Annotated in this window: 14 protein-coding genes and 1 pseudogene; 2 read left to right on the forward strand and 13 right to left on the reverse strand. The window is 64.8% G+C overall.

Going from position 1 to position 18,897, the window contains the following annotated elements; genetic code table 11:
• A pseudogene (locus BLT03_RS21875) lies at positions 1-301 on the forward strand (IS5/IS1182 family transposase); the annotation flags it as partial.
• Between the two features lie 231 nt (positions 302-532).
• On the opposite strand, the gene BLT03_RS21880 reads toward BLT03_RS21875, so the two are convergent.
• The 12 genes from BLT03_RS21880 to BLT03_RS21930 all read right to left on the reverse strand — a co-directional run bounded on the left by BLT03_RS21880 (position 533) and on the right by BLT03_RS21930 (position 16,037).
• The gene (locus BLT03_RS21880) at positions 533-5,698 is read right to left on the reverse strand and encodes an amidohydrolase family protein (protein ID WP_092745896.1); all 5,166 of its coding nucleotides are present in this window, start codon (positions 5,696-5,698) and stop codon (positions 533-535) included.
• A 163-nt stretch (positions 5,699-5,861) separates the two neighbouring features.
• Positions 5,862-6,074: a hypothetical protein gene (locus BLT03_RS24590; protein WP_175537835.1), complete on the reverse strand. Its 213-nt coding sequence runs from the start codon at positions 6,072-6,074 to the stop codon at positions 5,862-5,864.
• Between the two features lie 127 nt (positions 6,075-6,201).
• Positions 6,202-6,669 (reverse strand): cupin domain-containing protein, encoded by a 468-nt coding sequence (locus tag BLT03_RS21885; protein ID WP_245711508.1) that lies wholly within the window; start codon positions 6,667-6,669, stop codon positions 6,202-6,204.
• Positions 6,670-6,859: 190 nt separating this feature from the next.
• Positions 6,860-7,438 carry a YceI family protein gene (locus tag BLT03_RS21890; protein ID WP_092745897.1) on the reverse strand — a complete coding sequence of 193 codons (579 nt, stop codon included), beginning with the start codon at positions 7,436-7,438 and terminating at the stop codon, positions 6,860-6,862.
• A gap of 127 nt (positions 7,439-7,565) precedes the next feature.
• Positions 7,566-8,141: a YceI family protein gene (locus BLT03_RS21895; protein ID WP_092745898.1), complete on the reverse strand. Its 576-nt coding sequence runs from the start codon at positions 8,139-8,141 to the stop codon at positions 7,566-7,568.
• Positions 8,142-8,222: 81 nt separating this feature from the next.
• Entirely contained in the window at positions 8,223-8,786 is a 564-nt protein-coding gene (locus BLT03_RS21900) for a cytochrome b (RefSeq protein WP_092745899.1), read from the reverse strand.
• Positions 8,787-9,272: 486 nt separating this feature from the next.
• Positions 9,273-11,015, reverse strand: a complete 1,743-nt coding sequence (locus tag BLT03_RS21905) for an acetyl/propionyl/methylcrotonyl-CoA carboxylase subunit alpha (RefSeq protein WP_092745900.1) — start codon at positions 11,013-11,015, stop codon at positions 9,273-9,275.
• Between the two features lie 63 nt (positions 11,016-11,078).
• Complete coding sequence (gene pxpB / locus BLT03_RS21910; protein ID WP_092745938.1) at positions 11,079-12,734, reverse strand: 5-oxoprolinase subunit PxpB; 1,656 nt, start codon at positions 12,732-12,734, stop codon at positions 11,079-11,081.
• On the reverse strand, positions 12,734-13,507 hold the full coding sequence (locus BLT03_RS21915) for a LamB/YcsF family protein (RefSeq protein WP_092745939.1): 774 nt from the start codon (positions 13,505-13,507) through the stop codon (positions 12,734-12,736). Before BLT03_RS21915 ends, pxpB begins: the two co-directional genes overlap by 1 nt.
• Before the next feature lie 114 nt (positions 13,508-13,621).
• Complete coding sequence (pcp, locus tag BLT03_RS21920) at positions 13,622-14,305, reverse strand: pyroglutamyl-peptidase I (RefSeq protein ID WP_092745901.1); 684 nt, start codon at positions 14,303-14,305, stop codon at positions 13,622-13,624.
• 20 nt (positions 14,306-14,325) lie between these two features.
• Positions 14,326-15,282, reverse strand: a complete 957-nt coding sequence (locus tag BLT03_RS21925; RefSeq protein ID WP_092745902.1) for a DUF979 domain-containing protein — start codon at positions 15,280-15,282, stop codon at positions 14,326-14,328.
• A gap of 2 nt (positions 15,283-15,284) precedes the next feature.
• Entirely contained in the window at positions 15,285-16,037 is a 753-nt protein-coding gene (locus BLT03_RS21930; RefSeq protein ID WP_092745903.1) for a DUF969 domain-containing protein, read from the reverse strand.
• A gap of 466 nt (positions 16,038-16,503) precedes the next feature.
• Between BLT03_RS21930 and BLT03_RS21935 the strand changes: the two genes are divergently transcribed.
• Positions 16,504-17,184: a GntR family transcriptional regulator gene (locus tag BLT03_RS21935; RefSeq protein WP_289623743.1), complete on the forward strand. Its 681-nt coding sequence runs from the start codon at positions 16,504-16,506 to the stop codon at positions 17,182-17,184.
• Between the two features lie 133 nt (positions 17,185-17,317).
• Here the strand turns inward: BLT03_RS21935 and BLT03_RS21940 are convergent, their stop codons facing one another.
• Positions 17,318-18,778 carry a methyl-accepting chemotaxis protein gene (locus tag BLT03_RS21940; protein WP_245711509.1) on the reverse strand — a complete coding sequence of 487 codons (1,461 nt, stop codon included), beginning with the start codon at positions 18,776-18,778 and terminating at the stop codon, positions 17,318-17,320.
• Between the last annotated feature and the right edge of the window lie 119 nt (positions 18,779-18,897).

Genomic DNA, 18,897 nt, shown 5'->3' on the forward strand with positions numbered 1-18,897 from the left:
GCGCATCCTGATGTCAGGCCAAAAGCGTGGCATCACCCGAATGCTCAAGGCCATGATCAAAAGGCGCAGCGCCATCGAACCGGCTATCGGGCACATGAAGATGGACGGCAGGCTTGGCCGCAATCCGCTCAAGGGTGCGCTGGGCGATGCGCTGCATGCGGTGATGTGCGGGGCCGGGCACAACCTGCGCCTGATCCTGGCCGCGCTGCGGTTTTATTGCGCCCGATTCGGGCTGTCGATGCAGCCGGTCATCGCAGCCCTGGTCGCTGCACCCACTGACCGCCGACCTCTCTGCTGCTGAGAACGGAATTGTTCAGGACGGACTATCTATCAAAAGAGATGCAGACGGGATTAGACGCACCTCAGGGATTGTGGGTCTCGGCCGAAGATTTATCACCCCCTGATTACTAACACAGTGCCAAAAATTGGCTTAACCACATCGGCGGATCGATATGACGCCCGTGGTATCAGTCAGATAGAAATCAAACTAAATTTCGAGCGGCTAAGCCGCTCACATTAGCCGCCGCTCCCCTCAAGTGAAGTTCAACGACCGCACATTAGCGCTCGTCCTGACATCGTGGCGCACGCCCATGATTCCGTTCACGCCCCTTATGTCGCTGGCCGACTGCTCATTGGCGTTGATCAGGAAGCGCGCTTCCCGGTAACCCGGGTCTTTGTGGATCGTGTCGATGTCGCGCTTCGCCTGCTTGGCGCCTTGTGTATCGCCCAGCTTTTCGGACAATTCGCGGTCCGCTTCCAGCAGGTTGCTGGCTTCCACGTGGCTGGGGCCCCATTCCCAGTACAGCTGCGAGGTGCCCGTCAGGTCGCGGTGTTCGCGCAGCTGGCCGGCGAATTCGCCCAGGATTTTCTTTTCGGTCTGCACGGCTTGGTCGCGGTCGGCACCGTGCCGGGCAGGGAAGAATTTCTTGGCCTTGTCTTCCGCGAAGTTCTCGACATCGGCGGCCAGGTTGTTGACGAAGTCCTTGCTGGTGACCAGTGTCTGGGTGGCGAAGCTCGTGGGCAGCTCCTGGTCGTCGTACAGGATGCGGCTGGTGGTGCGCGTCTCGCCGTCCCTGAAGAAATCGCTGGCGATCGAGCCGAAGTTGGCGACCGCCAGGGATGTCATGCTGGTGACGGCATCGACCGCGGCCTCGCCCGGGGCGGGTGTCGGCGCAGTGGCGCCTTCGATCAGCCCGCTCAGCGATGCCAACGCGCCGGTGACGGTGGCTTTGAACGCGTTGGACTCGGACTCGCGAATGAGCTTGAGCGTGCCCGACGTGTCTTTGTATTCCAGCGTGCCCCGGCGGATTTCACCGGCCACGCTTTCTTGCGGCAGCCCCACCCGCAAGTTGCCGATGGTCGCACCAGCGCCGGCCGACGAACTGCCGGTGAAGCGGTTGTCCTTCTGGCGGACCTCAAAGGCGCCGATGGAGATGGCGTCGCCGAACTCCTGATAGGCACGTTTCACCAGGGAACCCTTGTCTTCCTTGTTGCCGGGCGCCTGATAGGCGCCTGCCTCGTCGGGTACGCCGATTAACAGCTTGATCAACCGGGCTTTCTGCTGTGCCAAGTCACGGTCGCCGCCCACGCCACCGGTTTTGTGGCGCGGAAAGCCGAACACGGCGCCTTCCTGCTCCAGCAACTCGAAGCTGTGGCCGACATCGCCGCCGACGAACGCAGAAAAAGAGGCGACCTCTTTCTTGCCCAGACGGAAACCCAGCGAGCCACCCGCACCTTCCTGATTGCGGCGGACCGTCGACACGCTCATGCGCAGGGAACTGCGATCGGTAGACACGCCGGACTCGAAGGAGACGATGCGAGTGCGGCCGCCTCCCAGGTCCGCGCGAACCGACATGGTGGCGCCCGAGAGAACGCCCGAAATCACTTCAGACACATTGCGGGTGGTGGCCTGCGTATTGCCGGCGTTGGCCAGCGAAAAGCCAGAGCCCAGTTCTTCGCCACTGATCATGGAGGCCAGGATATCTGCAGCTTCCTCGCGACTCTTGCCTTTGATGGGGGTGTTGGGTGGAACGCGGACCTCCTGATTTGCCGCCCGGTCGAACGCGGTCGAAAACGATTTCCAGTCCGGCTGGCCTTCCTGGCGGGCAAAGGTTCGCATCTCCTGCACCGTCTCGGCGTCGGTGGGGCCTCCGGCATCGCCGGCCCAAGCCAAGAGTCGAGCGGGGGTCAGCGGAACGTTCTGCTCGGTGAGCGCGGCGGTCAGCAGTTCCTGCACCTGATCGGCGACCGCCGAATCGCTCGATGAAGACTCGGGCAATTGAATGGCGGCGAGTACGGCCGTGCGCACTTGCGCGATCGCGCTTTCCGAGAGGTTGTCGCCACGCGCCAAGCGCGGCAGCAGCAGCGCTTCCGCCTTGGCGCGCTGAAGGATCTCGGACCGCACCATGTTGCGCAGCAGCGTTCCGCCGGCACCGTGGTCGTCCAGCAGCGCCTGGCCATCCACCGCGTTCTGTGCTGTGGGCAACGCGACTTCGCCGGCACCGCCACCGCCACGGGCTTTGAGGGCAGACTCGATCACGTCCACCATGTCCTTCATGGCACGGCCTTCGTGGATGCCACCGATGTGCGACAGCTCGAAGCCCATGTTCTGGCCGCGCGAGGACACGATGGCGTCATAGCCGTAGAACGGGCTTTTGCCATGGTGCAGCGTGCCGTAGCGCAGCGTATCGGCGATGCGCTGAAAGCCGGTGGACGATGCCATGGCACGGTTCAAATGCATGCCCATGGTTTTGGAGGCGCGCGATTCGACCTTCTGGAATTCGCTTTTGGTGCCGTCGGGGTTGCGCGCCTTGTCGGTCACCATGCCGCCGCGCGCCATCTGCACGGCGAAGCGGCATCCGTGGATTTCGGTGATCGCGGGGTCGAGTTCGTCGCGCACGGCCAGCAGCGCTTTTTCAGCCAGAGTGAGCGAGGAGCCATGGGCGATCGGCGCACCCGCGCGGCCTGGCCAGCCGTTCGGCGTGGCCCGCACGGCGTCGCCCAGCTTGCCATGGGCGAACATGCCGCTCGGGTCCAACGCCGGTGCGTTTCTGCCAGCGGCCCGTGCCACCTCGGCAGCAGCGCGCAGGTAAGCACGCATCGGGCCACGTTGCGCAGCCGCCAGGGCGGGTGCGCCATCGGCCGCGCCATCGGGCTTGGCGGTGACCTTGCTCAGCAGGTCCAGCCCCTTGCCGCCTTTGAGGCTTTCGATTTCCGCCGCGAATTTCCAGGCGAGTTGCACATCGGCCGTGATTTCCCCAGCGGGGCGCGGCGTGAGCAGGTCGCCCACCAGCCGGACCTGCGGCAACGCTTGCAGAATGCGTTCGGCCTGCGCCGTGTCTTTGTTGTGGCGGGCCAGCGCCTTGACCAGGACGGTGGTTTCTCCCGCCGACATTCCAGTGGCCTCTTTCAACTGCATGACGCTGGCCAGCAACGCCGCTTTCCGGTTCGCCGGACCGTCGAAGTGGCTCGTGATGGCCCCATTGATCGTCGATTCCTTTTTCAGTCTCTGCAGCGCCGCGCCCTCCTGGGGCGTCGTGCGGCCCACGCGCGGGGCGGCGTTCAGCAGCGTCTTGGGCACCTTGGGCGGCTCGACGCCGTCCTGCCCGAGAAAGCTGCCCATCTTGGGCTTGGCCGACGACACCTTGCTCTGGAAAGGGTTCCAGACAGGCGATACCGTCGTGCTGGAGAAGCCGAATCCGTTTTTGAAAGCGCCTTCCTTGATGTCTTCGGTGACCTTCTTCAGCTTGGACAGTCCACTCTGGCGCCGCAGGTCCTGAACAGGGGTTGGCTCGACCGATGGTTCCGCGGTGGACGGTGTGCTGGCATCCTGGCGGTCGCGGGCGCTGCTGCTTTTCCCGCCGTCCATGTCTCCCTCCTCGCTGATGGGAGCAAGCCTCGAAGGTGACGAGAGGGGGGTGAAAAAGACCTCGTCATCGTCATCATTCAGTTCCGGTGCATCGTCGGTACCAGCGCCGGTAGGCAACCCACTGGCGGCATCTTCCTCGGCGGTGGCTTTCAACAGCTCGCTCAAGGAATTTTTCTTGAGCGCTCCGCTTGGCCCGGCAGGCCGTTTCAAAGCTTCGCCTTGGGTTTCGCTGACAGCAGGTTTTGGCGCTGCCTGCGCGCTGGATCCGGAAGACTTAATACCCACTGCTTTCTTGAGATTGCTGGCGATCTTTGCCTTCAAAGATTTGCGGCGCTTGGGCTGTTCTGCGGCGACACCGTCTTCACCGGCTTGCGACGTACCTTTGTTCAGGGCTTCAGCCTTCAAGTCCTTCAACGTCTGGGCGGTCACCGGATCGCCGTCGACTTGGGTGACATGGGTCTCCATGAACTCCTTGGTCAAAACGTTCTGCTCGAATTCGCGAACGTTCTTGCGCGAAGCCACGAAGATCCGGTCATAAGTGCCGTTGAGCACGTTGTGCTTGGCTTCAGTACTCATCCCCTGGAACAGACCGTCGTCGTACATTTTCTTGGTGGCTTCCCAGGTGCCGGTTTCCTTGGGGGCCAGCGTGTCGGAGCCGAAGCAGATGCGAGTGCTGTGGTCCTGGATGAAGCCGCGCCAGGCCACCAGCGACTGGTCGTCCTTGCCGATCTGCTTGGCCACGTCGCTCCAGGAAATGTCCAGGTGTAGATTGGGGCAGTCTTTCAGCAATTGCGTCAGCTTTCCGATGTGGTCTTCGCCCTGCTGCACGAAACGGCCCAGGCCGCCGCCGTGCGCCCAGACGATCTGGGTGTCCTTGAGGCGGGGGTCAGTGAACATTTTTCGCAAGCCTTCCAGGTTCGCAGGCTCACGGGATGCGGTGGATTTGCCCTTGCCGTTGAAGTCCGCCACCTGGTCGTGCAGGTTGTCGATATCGCAGTGCAGCACCACAGGCATGCCGACCACCCCGGCGACTTCCAGCAGCCGGGTCAGCGGCTCCATGCGGCCGGTTTTCGTGCTGGCCTGCAGATCACCGCCGGCGAACATGTCTTCCACCAGTTCCTTGTGCACCGTGATTTCGCCGATTCCGGTGAACGTGCCTTTGGTCTTGTACAGCTCGTGCAGCAGGCGGTCGCTCACGCGGGGGTCGCCCAGGTGCAGGCCCGTGATCATCGGGTCGAGACGGCTGCGTTGTGCCTCGCTCATGCCGGAATTCTTGATGGCGGTGGCGATGTCGGTGTTCACGGCCGTGTCCACGTACAGGAGGGACGCGTCGACGATTTGCTTGATGAGATCGGGGTTCTTGCGAAAGTCGTCGATGTCCAGTTTGGGCCGGCTGGCCAGTTCTTCGCTGATGCGGCCGGCGAGCACGCTGTCTTCGATCTTCATGGGCACGTAGTAGAACTCGAGCGGACCGCAGTGGTGGGCGTGTTCGCTGCCGCCCAGTTGATCGGAAATTTCGTGCGGGTTGACGGCCGTGGTGGCGCCATCGGCGCCGGGCAGCTTGGCCTGCAGCAGCGAGGTGGGAATAGGCATGAGCGTGGTGTTGCGCACGCCGATGTCGTCCATCATCTTCAGCAACTGCTGTGGGTTCAGCCCACGCTGCACATAGTTGGTGGGGTGCATGTGGCTGTCGCTGTGCGCGTCCAGACCGCTCGACATGGCGTAAGTCGCCACTTCGAAGTGGTTGCCCGTTGTGATGGGCTCGCCTGTTTTCGCGTTATGCAGCACGGCTGCGCCATGGCGCTTGGCGACCAGCGAGTCGGGACGCACGCTCCCATCGCTGAACCGCTGAGGCGGTGCGACCGTGGCACTATTGCCAGCGGACGGGACGGAAGAAGTTTTCCCACCTCGGCCCATCATGGAGCGCAACCCACCAAAGATTCCGTGAGAACTCAGTTTTGAAGAGGACGATTTCTTAGGCGGCTGAGCACCGTCATTCTGGGTACCAGACGGTGGGATGCGCGAAGTGGATGCAGAAGACTTGTTGACGGTGTTCATCATATCTTTCAGTAATTAATAAAGACGACTTTGTAAGTCTGATTGATTCTTGATCGCCACCGAACGCCCCATGCCTTTCAAGCGAAGCAAGCGCTGTTAAAGCGAAATTCGTTTCATTTTCATGAAATGGTTCATTAACTTTTTCCATTGGACCAATAACAAAAAAAAGCCAGCGCCTGCATTGCAGACACCGGCCTCTCATTGGTTGCGAATTCAGATTAATCTGATATTTATTTCAGTAATTAAAAACAAATGATGGAAATCCTAATGAAAATTTATTTCAGCGGTTCGAATTCATCATTTTCAGACACCATGGGAATATAGACCCGCACCCAGGCCTTATCGTTGGAAACCATTTTCCAACTGTGCCCTTCTCCCTCGGTATCTTCGGCCAGCAAAACCGTTCCGGGCGCCAAACGGAACGTGGAGCCGTCGCCCACCCGAAATTCCAGCTCACCCTGCAGCGGAATCACGTACTGCCGGCGGGGGGCCGGATGGGTGTTTTGCTCCCACGCTTCCACCGACTGGCTCAGCCAGAACTGCTGGCTTTGGATCTTGTGCACTGATGGCACGGTACCGCGCACGAACGCAGCGCGGTGGTCGGGCGTGTTGTAGAGCTTGATGGCCGGAACGCGCGGCGCCTCGTCAGCCGCCCCGGCAAACGACGCCGTGCCCACCGCCAACAACGCAGCCGCCAATGCGCTGCGTGCAATCGACTTCTGCCGATGAATCAACGAATTCATGAAACTTCCCCTTGATTGCCAACCTACCCACACGCATGGCGACACTGAACCCGCCTTGCCCACGTCAGGGCTTGGCGATTGAAAACAGGCAAGCGTGTGGTGCGCCAAGAAAAAAGGCCGGCCCTGCGCAACGTGTACGCGGGAACCGGCCTTGCACCCATGGCTCAGAGGCCATGGGTCGCGGTAAGGCTTACTGCTTGACCGCTTCGATCTGCGCCACGATGCGCACGTTCTTGGGGAAGCCGTACTGCACGCCGTAGTCAGCGCCGAACTGGGTACGGTCGATGGTCGTTTCGAAGTCGCCGCCGCACACCTCACGCTTCAGCATTGGGCTTTGGTAGCAGGCGAACTGGTTGGCCTTGAAGGTGGCGGGCTGGGTCTTGCCCTTGATGGTCAGGTCGCCGGCCACGGACACCAACTTGTCGCCTTCGAACGTGAACTTGTCGCCCACGAACTTGGCCGTGGGGTACTTGGCGGCGTCGAAGATGTCGGTGCCTTGCAGGTGCTTGTCGAACGGTGCCACGCCGGTGTTGATCGAGGTGATGTCGATCGTCAGCTCGACCTTGCCGGTCTTGGCGGTCTTGTCCAGTTGCACGGTGCCTTCCTTCTTGTCGAAGCGGCCGCGGTTCACGCTGGCGCCGAAGTGGCTGATCTCGAACGTGGCGAAGGTGTGGGTCGGGTCCACGGCATACGTGGCGGTCTGGGCCTGCACGGCGCCGGCGGCCAGGGTTGCAGCCACGGCGGCGAGGGCGAAGAGGGATTTGCGCATGTCGGTATCTCCGGTTGAAAAATCAAAAAACGTTGGCGGGAAGGGATGAAAAACGAGAAAACGGGAGCACGAAACTCGGGGGCGCCGCCTCGAACAGGTGGCAGCGCCGGGGAGCATCACAGCGGCATCAGAGCTTGCCCACGCCGGTCAGCGCGAGCTTGAACTTCACCTGAACATCGTCGGCCACCATGGACGTATCGGCCCATTCGTTCTCGCCGATCTTGAAGGCCAGGCGCTTGATGGCGAAGGTGCCGGTGGCCGTGGTGTTGGCACCGCTCTGGACCAGGGTGACGGGGATGGTGACGTCCTGCGTGGCGCCCTTGATGTTCAGCTTGCCCGCCACTTCGTACTTGCCGGCGCTGACCGCCTTGATGGTGGTGGACTGGAAAGTGGCCTGCGGGAACTTGGGCACGTTGAACCACGTGGCCTTGGGCAGTTCGGCGTCGGATTCCTTCACCCCCAGCGTGGCGCTGCCGGTGTCGACCGTGAAAGCGATCTTGCTGGTGGCGAGCTTGGCGGGGTCGAACGCGACCTGTGCGTCGAACTTCTTGAACTTGCCTTCGACCGGCACGCCCATCTGCTTGCTCACGAAGGTGATTTCGCTCTGCTCGGGCACGAGCTTTTGCTGGGCGAATGCGGGGGCACCGGCCAGTAGCGCGGTGGATGCCAGCGCGAGGCCAGCCAGCGTCATCGAATATTTCATGGACAGGTACTCCGTCAGTCGAAAAAACCAAAAATCAAAATCAAGAAGAACCGCAGCGCCCGTGCGCCTGCGAAACAACCTTCAGCCCCGGCCCGGCAGCATGCGCGACAGCAGACCGTCGCGGTCGATGAACTGGTGCTTGACCACGGCCGCCACGTGCAGCACGACCAGTGCCGCCAGCGCATAGGCCGTGATCTCATGCCAGGGCTTGATGGCCTCGGCCAGCTCGGGGCTCACGGGAACGAAACTGGGCAGCGGCACCAGGCCGAGGAACACGATGGGAAACCCGGCCGCCGAGCTGTAAGCCCAGCCGACGAGCGGGACGATGAAGAAGAGCGCGTACATCAAATGGTGCGTGCCGTGGTGTGCCAGGTGCTGCCACCGGGGCATGGCGGCCTGCATGGCCGCAGGCAACGCAGGCGGGCGGTGGGTGAGGCGCCAGACCAGGCGCAAGGCCGACAGCGCCAGGATCGTGACACCCGCCCACTTGTGCCAGTTGTAGAGCTTCAGCCGCTGGGGCGAGAAAGGCAGCCCCGTCATGTACCAGCCCACCGAGAAAATGCCCACGAGCGCCAAGCCCAGGATCCAGTGCAGGGCAATGGCCGTGATCCCGTAGCGGGACGATCGTGGCGAGGAAGGCGTCATGGTCTTGAATGGGGTTTCGTGAGGTGGAATGTTGCGCCGCAACACTCAGGCATGGCCGCAGTGTAGAGAGCCTTCGATGCGCCAAGTTTCAATGGAATTGATGCAATGGTTCAAAAAATATGAATGCTCAATGGGTGCCACGGCCGCCGCCGGCTCTGCACCGCAGTGCAATCAAAGCCGGTGGATGAGCGCGAAGACTAACCTTTCGCGCGGCCCTTCGCCAACCCTTGGATTTCTGCCGCAAGGTGACTTTTCTGCCCTCCGCGCTGAAATCAGAAAGCCGGATGGCCGGTACGCATCTCACCATCCTTCACCCAGCCTCACCAACCTTCCCCCAGCTTGATAAAAAAATAGCCGCCAGCGCCCTATTCACAAGCGCTGGCAGCTATCGATTCAGGAGCATTTCGCGGCACCTTGCCGAAAAATCGCTCCGAGGCGTGGCGCATCGCTCCTCGCCCCCTCCCCTTCTCGTTGTCTTCCTGTTGCTTACTTGGCGTCCTGGATGTCCGCGATGGTTTTACCGGCCGCGTGGTAACTGCCCGCGGCGGCACGCAGCGCGATGGTGCCCGCGCGGTGTGCGGTGACCTGCATTTCCATCTTCATGGCTTCCATGACGGCGATCACGTCGCCCTTGGCCACGGTGTCGCCTTCGGCCACTTTCCACGTCTGCAGCGTGCCGGCGATGGGGGCGGCCACGGCGTTCGGGTCTTCAGCGGCCTTGTCGGCCGCGCCGGCACCGGCGGGAGCACCGCCCGGTGCCGATTGCAGGCCGCGCAGCAGCTCGGGCGGCAGGCCCAGGGACACGCGGCGCCCGTCGATCTCCATCGCGGTGCGGACCAATGTGGTGTCGGCCACGGGCTCGGCGCGCAGGGCAGCGGCCAGGTCGGGGGCGAAGTCGGTCTCGATCCAGCGGGTGTGGACCTTGAAGCCCTCGTCGCCCACGAAGTCCGGATGGCCGATCACCGCGCGGTGGAACGGCAGCACCGAGGCCACGCCTTCGATCTTGAACTCGCTCAGCGCACGCTTGGCCCGGGCAATCGCCTGCTCGCGCGTGGCGCCGGTCACGATGAGCTTGGCCATCAGCGAGTCGAACGTGCCCGGCACGACCGAGTCGGACTGCACGCCGCTGTCCACGCGCACGCCGGGGCCGGAGGGCGGTGCGAAGTGGTGCACCGGGCCGGGCGTGGGCAGAAAGCCCCGGCCCACGTCTTCGGCGTTGATGCGGAACTCGATGGAATGACCCAGCGGCTTGGGCGTTTCGGTGACGGTGAGCGCGTGGCCATCGGCGATGCGCAGCTGCTCCAGCACCAGATCGATGCCGGTGGTCTGCTCGGTCACCGGGTGCTCGACCTGCAGGCGCGTGTTCACTTCCAGGAACGAGATGGTGCCGTTGCCGCTGAGCAGGAATTCGACCGTGCCCGCGCTGGTGTAGCCCGCTTCGGCGCAGATGTCGCGTGCGGACTGGTGGATGCGCGCGCGCTGCTCTTCGGAGATGAAAGGCGCGGGGGCTTCTTCCACCAGCTTCTGGTTGCGCCGCTGCAGCGAGCAGTCGCGCGTGCCCAGCACCAGCACATTGCCGTGCGTGTCGGCCAGCACCTGGGCCTCGATGTGGCGCGGGCGGTCCAGGAACTGCTCGACGAAGCACTCACCCCGGCCGAAAGCCGTGACGGCCTCGCGCACGGCGGAGTCGTACAGCTCGGCCACTTCATCCATGCGCCACGCGACCTTCATGCCGCGACCGCCGCCGCCGAACGCCGCCTTGATGATGATCGGCAGGCCGTGCTGCTCGGCAAAGGCCAGCACTTCGCTCGCGTCGTTCACGGGCTCGGAGGTGCCGGCCACGAGCGGTGCGCCGACCTTGAGGGCGATCTTGCGGGCCTCGACCTTGTCGCCCAGGCGCGCGATGGCGGTGGGCGAAGGACCGATCCAGGTCAGGCCGGCGTCGATGACGGCCTGCGCGAAGGCCGCGCTTTCCGACAGAAAGCCGTAGCCCGGGTGCACCGCGTCGGCGCCGCTGCGCTTGGCGATGGCCAGCAGCTTTTCGATGTGCAGGTAGGTGTCGGCCGGCCGGTCGCCGTCCAGGCCGTAGGCCTCGCCCGCCATGCGTGCATGCACGGCGTCGATGTCGGCGTTGGCATAGACCGCCACGGAGGCGATGCCGTAGTCGGCGCAGGCACGGGCGATGCGGACGGCGATTTCGCCACGGTTGGCAATGAGGACTTTTTTCATGTCAGGGGCTCTGTAAATCGTTGATCGTTGATCGGTAATCGATGGGGCGTAGACGCAGGCCGCTCAGGCGGCGGCAGCGCCGCGCGTGATGGCCTCGAAGTCGCAGATCGGGTTGAAGCGCACCCAGGCATTGACGGGAATCTGCCCCGCGCGGTCCAGGTGGTGGGGCGCGACGGTGCCGATGACGGGGTAGCCGCCGGTGAGCGGGTGGTCGGCCAGGAACAGCACGGGCTGGCCGCTCGGCGGCACCTGGATGGCGCCGATGCAGGTGCCTTCGCTGGGCAGTTCGCCGCCCACGGCGCGCGCCAGGGGTTCGGCGCCCGCCAGGCGGATGCCCACGCGGTTGGACTGGGGCGTGACCTGCCAGCGCTGCGCGGCCAGCAGCGCGACCGCTTCGGGCGTGAACCAGTCCGTGCGCGGGCCGAGCACCACGTCGAGCGTGATGTCTTCCTCTACCGTCGGCAGGCCTTCGGGTGGCAGCTCGGGGGCGCCGACCACGGCACTGCCCACCACGGGCCGCACGGCCAGCACGTCGCCGCTGGCCACGGCCGCAGGGCCCACGCGTGCCAGCGTGTCGGTGGCGCAGCTGCCCAGCACGGGTTTGACGGCGAAACCGCCGCGCACCGCCACGTAGCAGCGCGTGCCGGCCACGGGCTCGCCCACGGCGAGCGTGTCGCCATCGGCCAGGGCGATGGGCTGGTAGCGCGGCACGGGCCAGCGCACGCCGCTGGCGTTGGTCAACGTCAAGGGCGCATCGGCGCCTGTGACGGCAACGACGGTGTCACCGCGGCTGCGCAATTGCAGGCCGCCGTTCACGGTTTCCAGGCAGGCGCCGTCGGAGGCATTGCCGGCCAGGCGATTGGCGGCCTTGCACGCGGTCTGGTCCATGGCGCCGGAGGCCGAGACGCCCTGGCCCGCCTGGCCGTGGCGGCCCACGTCCTGGAACAGGGTCTGCAGGCCGGCCGAAACCACTTCGAGCGCGGAGCCCGTGTCGGCAGGTGCGGCATCGGATGCGGGCAGAGTGGCAGGGGTGGCGGACGCTGCGGAAGACTCAGAGCCTTTTTGGCCTCCAGCGCTTGATTCACTAAGGGAGTCTGCTACGTTTTTAGTAGCAATATCCACAAAGCGCACGCGGTCACCCGGCTGCAGCAGCGCGGGCTCCGGGCGGCCCAGGTCCCACATGGCCGCGGGCGTGGTGCCGATGATCTGCCAGCCACCCGGGCTCGCCTGCGGGTACACGCCGCTGAAGGTGCCCGCCAGCCCCACGGCGCCGGCCGGGATGCGGGTGCGCGGCGTGGTGCGGCGCGGCACGTTCAGGCTGGGGTGCCCGCCCGTGAGGTAGCCGAAGCCCGGGGCAAAGCCGGTGAATGCCACGGTGTATTCGCTGCCGGTGTGGCGCTGGATCACCTCTTCGGGCGTGATGCCGAGCATGCCCGCCACTTCGGCCAGGTCTTCGCCGTCGTAATGCACGGGGATTTCGACCAGCGTGGTGCCGCGCTCGGCCTGCGCGCTCACGTCGCGCCGGGCAATGGCCTCGGTCAGGGCGGACAGCGATTGCACCGTCGGCCGGAAGTGGATGAGGATCGTGCGGGCCGCGGGCACCATCTCGTCGATGCCGGCAATGGGATCGCGCCGCAGCGAGGCGAGGAGCGCCAGGGTCTGGTCGAGATCGTCCAGCTCGACCATGAGCGCGTTCAGGTTGACGGTCAGGAAACGCATCATGCCGCCACCGGCTGCGCCGCGAAGGACTCGATGGTCACGCCGGCCTGCTCGAAGCGCTGGCGCACCTGGCGCGCGATGGCCACGGCATCGGGGCTGTCGCCGTGCACGCAGATCGAATCGGCGCCGATGCGCACCTGGCTGCCGTCCACGGCTTCGATCACGCCGTCGGACACCAGGCGCAGCATGCGCTCGGCGATCAGGGCGGAGTCGTGCAGCACGGCACCCTTTTCGCGGCGGGAGACCAGCGTGCCGGTCGGCGTGTAGGCCCGGTCGGCGAAGGCTTCGGCCACCACGCGCAGGCCGGCGTCGCGCGCCCAGCCGATCAGCGGGGAGCCGGCCAGGGCCACCAGCACCAGGCGGTCGTCCACCTCGCGCAGGGCGGTGATCACGTCGCGCGCCTGGCGGGCGTCGTGGGCGATGGTGTTGTACAGCGCGCCGTGCGGCTTCACGTAGTGCACCTCGGTGCCGGCAGCCTTGGCCAGGCCCTGGAGCGCGCCGATCTGGTAGATGACGTCGGCCACGAGGTCGGCGCTGTCCACGTCCATGTTGCGGCGTCCGAAGCCCACCAGGTCGCGGTAGGCCACGTGCGCACCCACCACGACGTTGCGGGCCTTGGCCTCGCGCAGCGTGCGCAGAATGCCGGCGGCATCGCCGGCGTGGAAGCCGCAGGCCACGTTGGCACTGCTCACGATGTCCAGCATGGCCGCGTCATCGCCCATGCGCCATGCGCCGAGGCTCTCGCCCAGGTCGCTGTTCAGATCCATTTTCATCGTCATTCTCCTGGCGGTCGGTGCCGCCGCTATCTCAAATATCAGATCTCTCCAACCCACGGGCGCTGGCTGCAGCGCCCCGGCATCGCCTTGGTGCAGTCTTCGCTGCAGCCGTCAGTGCAACTGGCCCGCCGTCTCGCGCACGTCCTGATGCACCGTTAGCGCGGTGCGGATGACCGTTCGCAAGGCCTGCACCTGCGTGTCCAGCGCCACGCTGGGCGCGCCGGGCACGCGCGCGGCCTGCTCGGGCAGGTAAGGCACGTGGATGAAACCGCCGCGCGCCGGGGGCTGCTTGGCCGCTGCACCGCCCGCCTGCTGGGCCAGCCGGTGCATCAGCGCGTAGAAAAGGTGGTTGCAAACGAAAGTGCCGGCCGTGTTGGACACTGCGGCCGGCAAACCCTCGGCGCGCAGGTCGCGCACGATCGCCTTGATGGGAAGGGTGGAAAAGTACGCCGCCGGCGCCCCGGGCACCACGGCGGTGTCCACGGGCTGCTGGCCGGCGTTGTCGGTGATGCGGGCGTCGTCCAGGTTGATCGCTACGCGCTCGATCGACACTTCGGTGCGGCCGCCGGCAAGGCCCAGGCAGATCACCAGCGTGGGCTGCCAGCGGGCCAGCGCCTCGTCGAGCGCCTGTGCGGCCTTGCCGAAGACGCAGGGAAGCTTTTCGGCCTGCACGGTGGCGCCACCGTGCTGCCAGCCGTCCAGCGCGCGCGCCACTTCCCAGCTGGGGTTGACCGTATCGCGCTCGAAGGGCTCGAAGCCCGTGACGAGCACATGGAAGGGGGTGGCGTCTGGCACTCTGGCGACCTTTCTTTCGTCTATCGGAACATCAGGAAGTACAGCAGGAACACGTTGCAGGTGAGCAGCGCCAGGGCCGTCGGCACCTGCGCGCGGATCACCGCATTCTTGTCCGGCAGCTCCAGCAGCGCGGCGGGCACGATGTTGAAGTTGGCGGCCATCGGGGTCAGCAGCGTGCCGCAGTAGCCCGAGAGCATGCCGATCGCGGCCATCACGGCGGGGTCGCCGTGGTACACGCCCAGCAAGATCGGCACGCCCACGCCACCCGTCATGACCGGGAAGGCGGCGAAGCCGTTGCCCATGATGATGGTGAAGAGCGCCATCCCGATCACGTACACGGCGCAGGCCACGAAGCGGATGTCCATGTTGATGTAGCTGGTGGTGATGTACGCCACGGCCTTGCCCACGCCGGCGTCGGAGAACACCAGGCCGAGCATGCCCAGCATCTGCGGCAGCACCAGGGCCCAGCCGAGCGCGTCGGTCAGGCGGCGCGACTCGCGCAGGCCCTGCACGGGGCTCTCGCGGGTCAGCCAGCAGGCCAGCGCCAGGGACAGCACGCAGCCGACGCCCAGGCTCACCAGCGTGGTGTTCTTGGGATCGATCAGCGGCACGCCGCCCACCATCAGGTGCTTGGCCGACAGCGTGCCGATCATGGTGATGACCGGAATCGCCAGCGCGGGAATGAACAGGCGGTTGCCCAGGCGCTTGGCACTGGTCTGGTATTCGGCCGGGGTGCGGGGCGTGTGCTTGCCCGAACCCACGCCGCCGAAGCCGGCGATGACCGCCATGATCACGGCGCCGACGCCGACCCAGATGGGCGGCAGCAGGTCGCCGACGAGGAACACCAGGGAGTAAAGGCCCCAGAACAGTCCGCTGGAAAAGCGCTTGGGGTTGCTGCGGTCGGCCACGGTCATCACCGCGGTGACGGCCAGGATCGCGCCGACGAGGTAGTACAGGTGTTGGATGGTCAGCGTCATGCTTATGCTCCCTTGGCGCCAGAGATGGCGGCGTTGCCGTTGCCGGCAGCGGATTCGGCGGCGGCGTGCGCTGCCAGTTCACGGGCCAGCGTGCGGTCCAGGCGGTTCAGGCGCCAGGCATGGATCGCGAAGGCGCAGACGGCGGTCGGGATGCCCCACAGCGCGATGTGGATCGGCTCGACGTCGACACCCGCCTCATGCAGGAAGGTGCTCATCAGCACGATGGCGCCGAAGGCCACGAAGATGTCTTCGCCGAAGAACAGCCCCACGTTGTCGGTCGCCGCGGAGAAGGCGCGCAGCTTGTGGCGGATGCGGTCCGGCAGCTTGCCGTAGCGTGCCTCGGTGGCACCTTCGGCCATGGGCGCCAGCAGGGGGCGCACCATCTGGGGATGGCCACCCAGGCTGGTCAGGCCGATGGCGGCCGTGAGCTGTCGGGCGCCCAGGTAGACGATGAGCAGGCGGCCGGCGGTGGCCGACTTGATGCTGCTGATCCAGTTCTGTGCATGCTGGCGCAGGCCGTGGCGCTCCAGCAGGCCGATCACTGCCAGGGGCAGCAGGATGATCAGCGGCAGATTGCGCGTCTTGATGAACCCGGTACCGATGGTGGCCAGGATCTTGTCGATCGGAAACCCGGCAGCGAACGCGGTGGCGATCGCCGTGACGATCACCACCAGCATCGGGTTGAACCGCAGGATAAACCCCACGATGATGACCGCCACCCCGATGAGCGGCCACAGATTGACTACGTTTTGCATCTTGAACTTTCTTGAATACGTACAGCCTTGGTCTGCCCGGTTCCTTCTTCTTCCAAACCGGAGCAGGAAGGCGTGTGGCAGACCGTTGGACCCCTTTGCCGGTTCGGAAGGCGCCGGGGCAATGGAGGTTGCTGCCCTGGCTCGGTCTGGTCCGGCACCGCACACAACGCAAATTGCATGCCAATCAATGAACAACAAATCGGTGATCGACCTTTGAAAATATCCCTGTTGTTGAACAATGCATTAGCAATAAGTCGACAACATTCACCAACTTGTTTCACGATCTGCCGATTTTGCCCAACAACAGGGAATGCCCCTGCCCCGGACAAACCCTATGAAAAGGGCATTCGAATGCGGTATTCCACAGAGTGGATTCTTGCGAGATGGGCCGATCTGCTACAAAGCGTGGGATCCGCATTGCGCCGCTGGCACGACGTGCTGCCCGCTGCTCCCTAACCGCCCAGGCATGACCATCGAAACCCCCACGAACGCCCAGACCCTGAACGAACGCATGGCCGAGCTGATCCGCCAGAAGATCGTCAAGGGCGAGTTCTCGCCCGGCCAGCGGCTGTCGGAAGCCGCCTTGAGCGAAAGCCTGGAGATCTCGCGCAACACGCTGCGCGAGGTGTTCCGCCTGCTGACCAAGGAAGGCCTCGTCAAGCACGAGCCCAATCGCGGCGTGTCGGTGGCCATTCCCAGTATCGCGTCGATCATCGACATCTACCGCGTGCGCCGGCTCATCGAATGCCCGGCCATCGCACAGGCCTACCCGCGCCATCCCGCCAAGAAGCACCTGCGCGACGCGGTCGATACCGCGGTGCGCTGCCGGGCGTCGGCCGACTGGCAGGGCGTGGGCACGGCCAACATGGAGTTCCACATGGCCATCGTGGAGCTGGCCGACAGCGAGCGGCTGAACGTGATGTTCCGGCACGTGCTGGCCGAGCTGCGGCTGGCCTTCGGGCTGCTGAACGACCCCGAGTTCCTGCACGCGCCCTATGTGGACATGAACGTGAAGATCGTCGACCTGTTCGAGGCCGGCAAGCTGCAGGAAGCGTCGGCACAACTCAACGAATACCTCGTGCACTCCGAGCGCATCGTGCTGGCCGTGTATGCCCGGCGCATTTCCGACACCAGCCAGGACCGCTGAGCGGCACCGCTGCGCACCCCTTCACGATGCCCAGCATGGCCGCGTCATCGGCCATGCGCCGAGGCTCTCGCCCAGGTCGCTGTTCAGATCGAACGTTGCCTTTTTTAGTCCTGTAGTAGTGAGCTGCCCGCAGTCACGACGGTTCGCTGCCTAAACGAAACCGGCCCATGGCGACATTGAGCCGAAGGGCTTGGTCCTGCAGGCTTTGGGCGGCTGCAGCACCTTGCTCCACCAACGCGGCGTTTTGCTGGGTGACTTCGTCCAACGCAGTCACCGCAAGGCTGACCTGGGCGATTTCGTCGCTTTGCCCGAGGCTGGCTGCGCTCAGGCCGGACAGGATTTGCGTCAGTTGGGCAACGCTGACCACCACTTCGGACATCGTGGCGCCTGCCCGGGCCACGAGCTCGGCCCCCTCGTCCACGCGAACTTCGCTGCTGTGTATCAAGTCCCGAATCTGCTTGGCCGCTTCGGCACTGCGCCCTGCCAGACTGCGCACCTCGCTGGCTACCACGGCAAACCCCCGACCTTGCTCGCCAGCACGCGCGGCTTCCACCGCCGCGTTCAGCGCCAAAATATTGGTCTGAAACGCAATGCCGTCAATGACGCCAATGATGTCGGCGATGCGCTGGCTGCTGTGGTGAATGTCGTGCATCGTGCGCACCACTTTCTGCACCACATCGCCCCCTCGATGGGCCACTTGAGCGGCCTCTTGCGCCAGTTGGTCGGCATGGCGGGCTTGTTGTGCGTTGCCGTCCACCGTCGCCGCCAGCTGCTCCAGGCTCGCCGCAGTTTGCTGCAAGTGCGCTGCCGCGCCTTCGGTGCGCCCGCTCAGGTCTCCATTGCCCGCCGCAACCTCTGCACTGGCCGTGTGAATGGATGCACCGGCGCTGCGGACCTCTTGCACCACATGGTGCAGGGCTCGAGCCATCTGATCGAGTGTTTGCAGCAAGTCCCCAATTTCATCGTCAGAGCGCGCCTGCAGCCGCACGGTCAAGTCGCCCCCGGCCACACGGGCAGCGGCAGCGCTGGCCTCTTGCAGCGGCCGCACGATGGAGCGGCGCAGCAGCCAGCTGCACAGTGCCGAAAGCACCACAACGAACACGACGGCCATGGCACTGACCCACTGGGCACGGTGCGACTCGCCCACCATGGTTTCGGAGCCCTCCAGCGCTGCGCGTTCAGTCTGGGCCAGCAACACATCCAGGGCGTTCAGATAAGCGGCCAGTGCCTCTGCATGCCCCTGCAGCTCACGCTGGCTGATCACTTTGGATTCGAGCGAAGCGGACATCAGTGCATCGCGCAGGCGCCCATAGGCCGTGCGCTGCTCCATCGCTGCGCGCATCGCAACGCGAACCGACTCTGGCACGCTGGGTTGGGCCGTGGCCTGGTCCACCCCGTTGACTCGGGCAGTGTCCTGTTCTTGCTGCAGACGCATTTCTGCCACCAGCGGAAACACGTCGGTAGAAATCGTGGCACGCAGCGCGATTTGCCCCATCAACACCGACTGCGTCTTCCAGTCACGCACCATGCGCTCCAGCGGCAACAACTCGCGCACCAACACCTGGGCCTGCCGGGATGTGGTCTGGCCAGACATCCAGCTGACCATGCCCAACACACATACCGCCAATGTCAAAACGCCAAACCCCATGGCCAATTTCAGCCCCACGGTCCAACGCATTCGGGCGCGGCGTGGGTCAGGCTGACGGTCGTCCG

It is taken from the genome of Paracidovorax valerianellae (assembly GCF_900102625.1).
GTDB lineage: Bacteria > Pseudomonadota > Gammaproteobacteria > Burkholderiales > Burkholderiaceae_C > Paracidovorax > Paracidovorax valerianellae.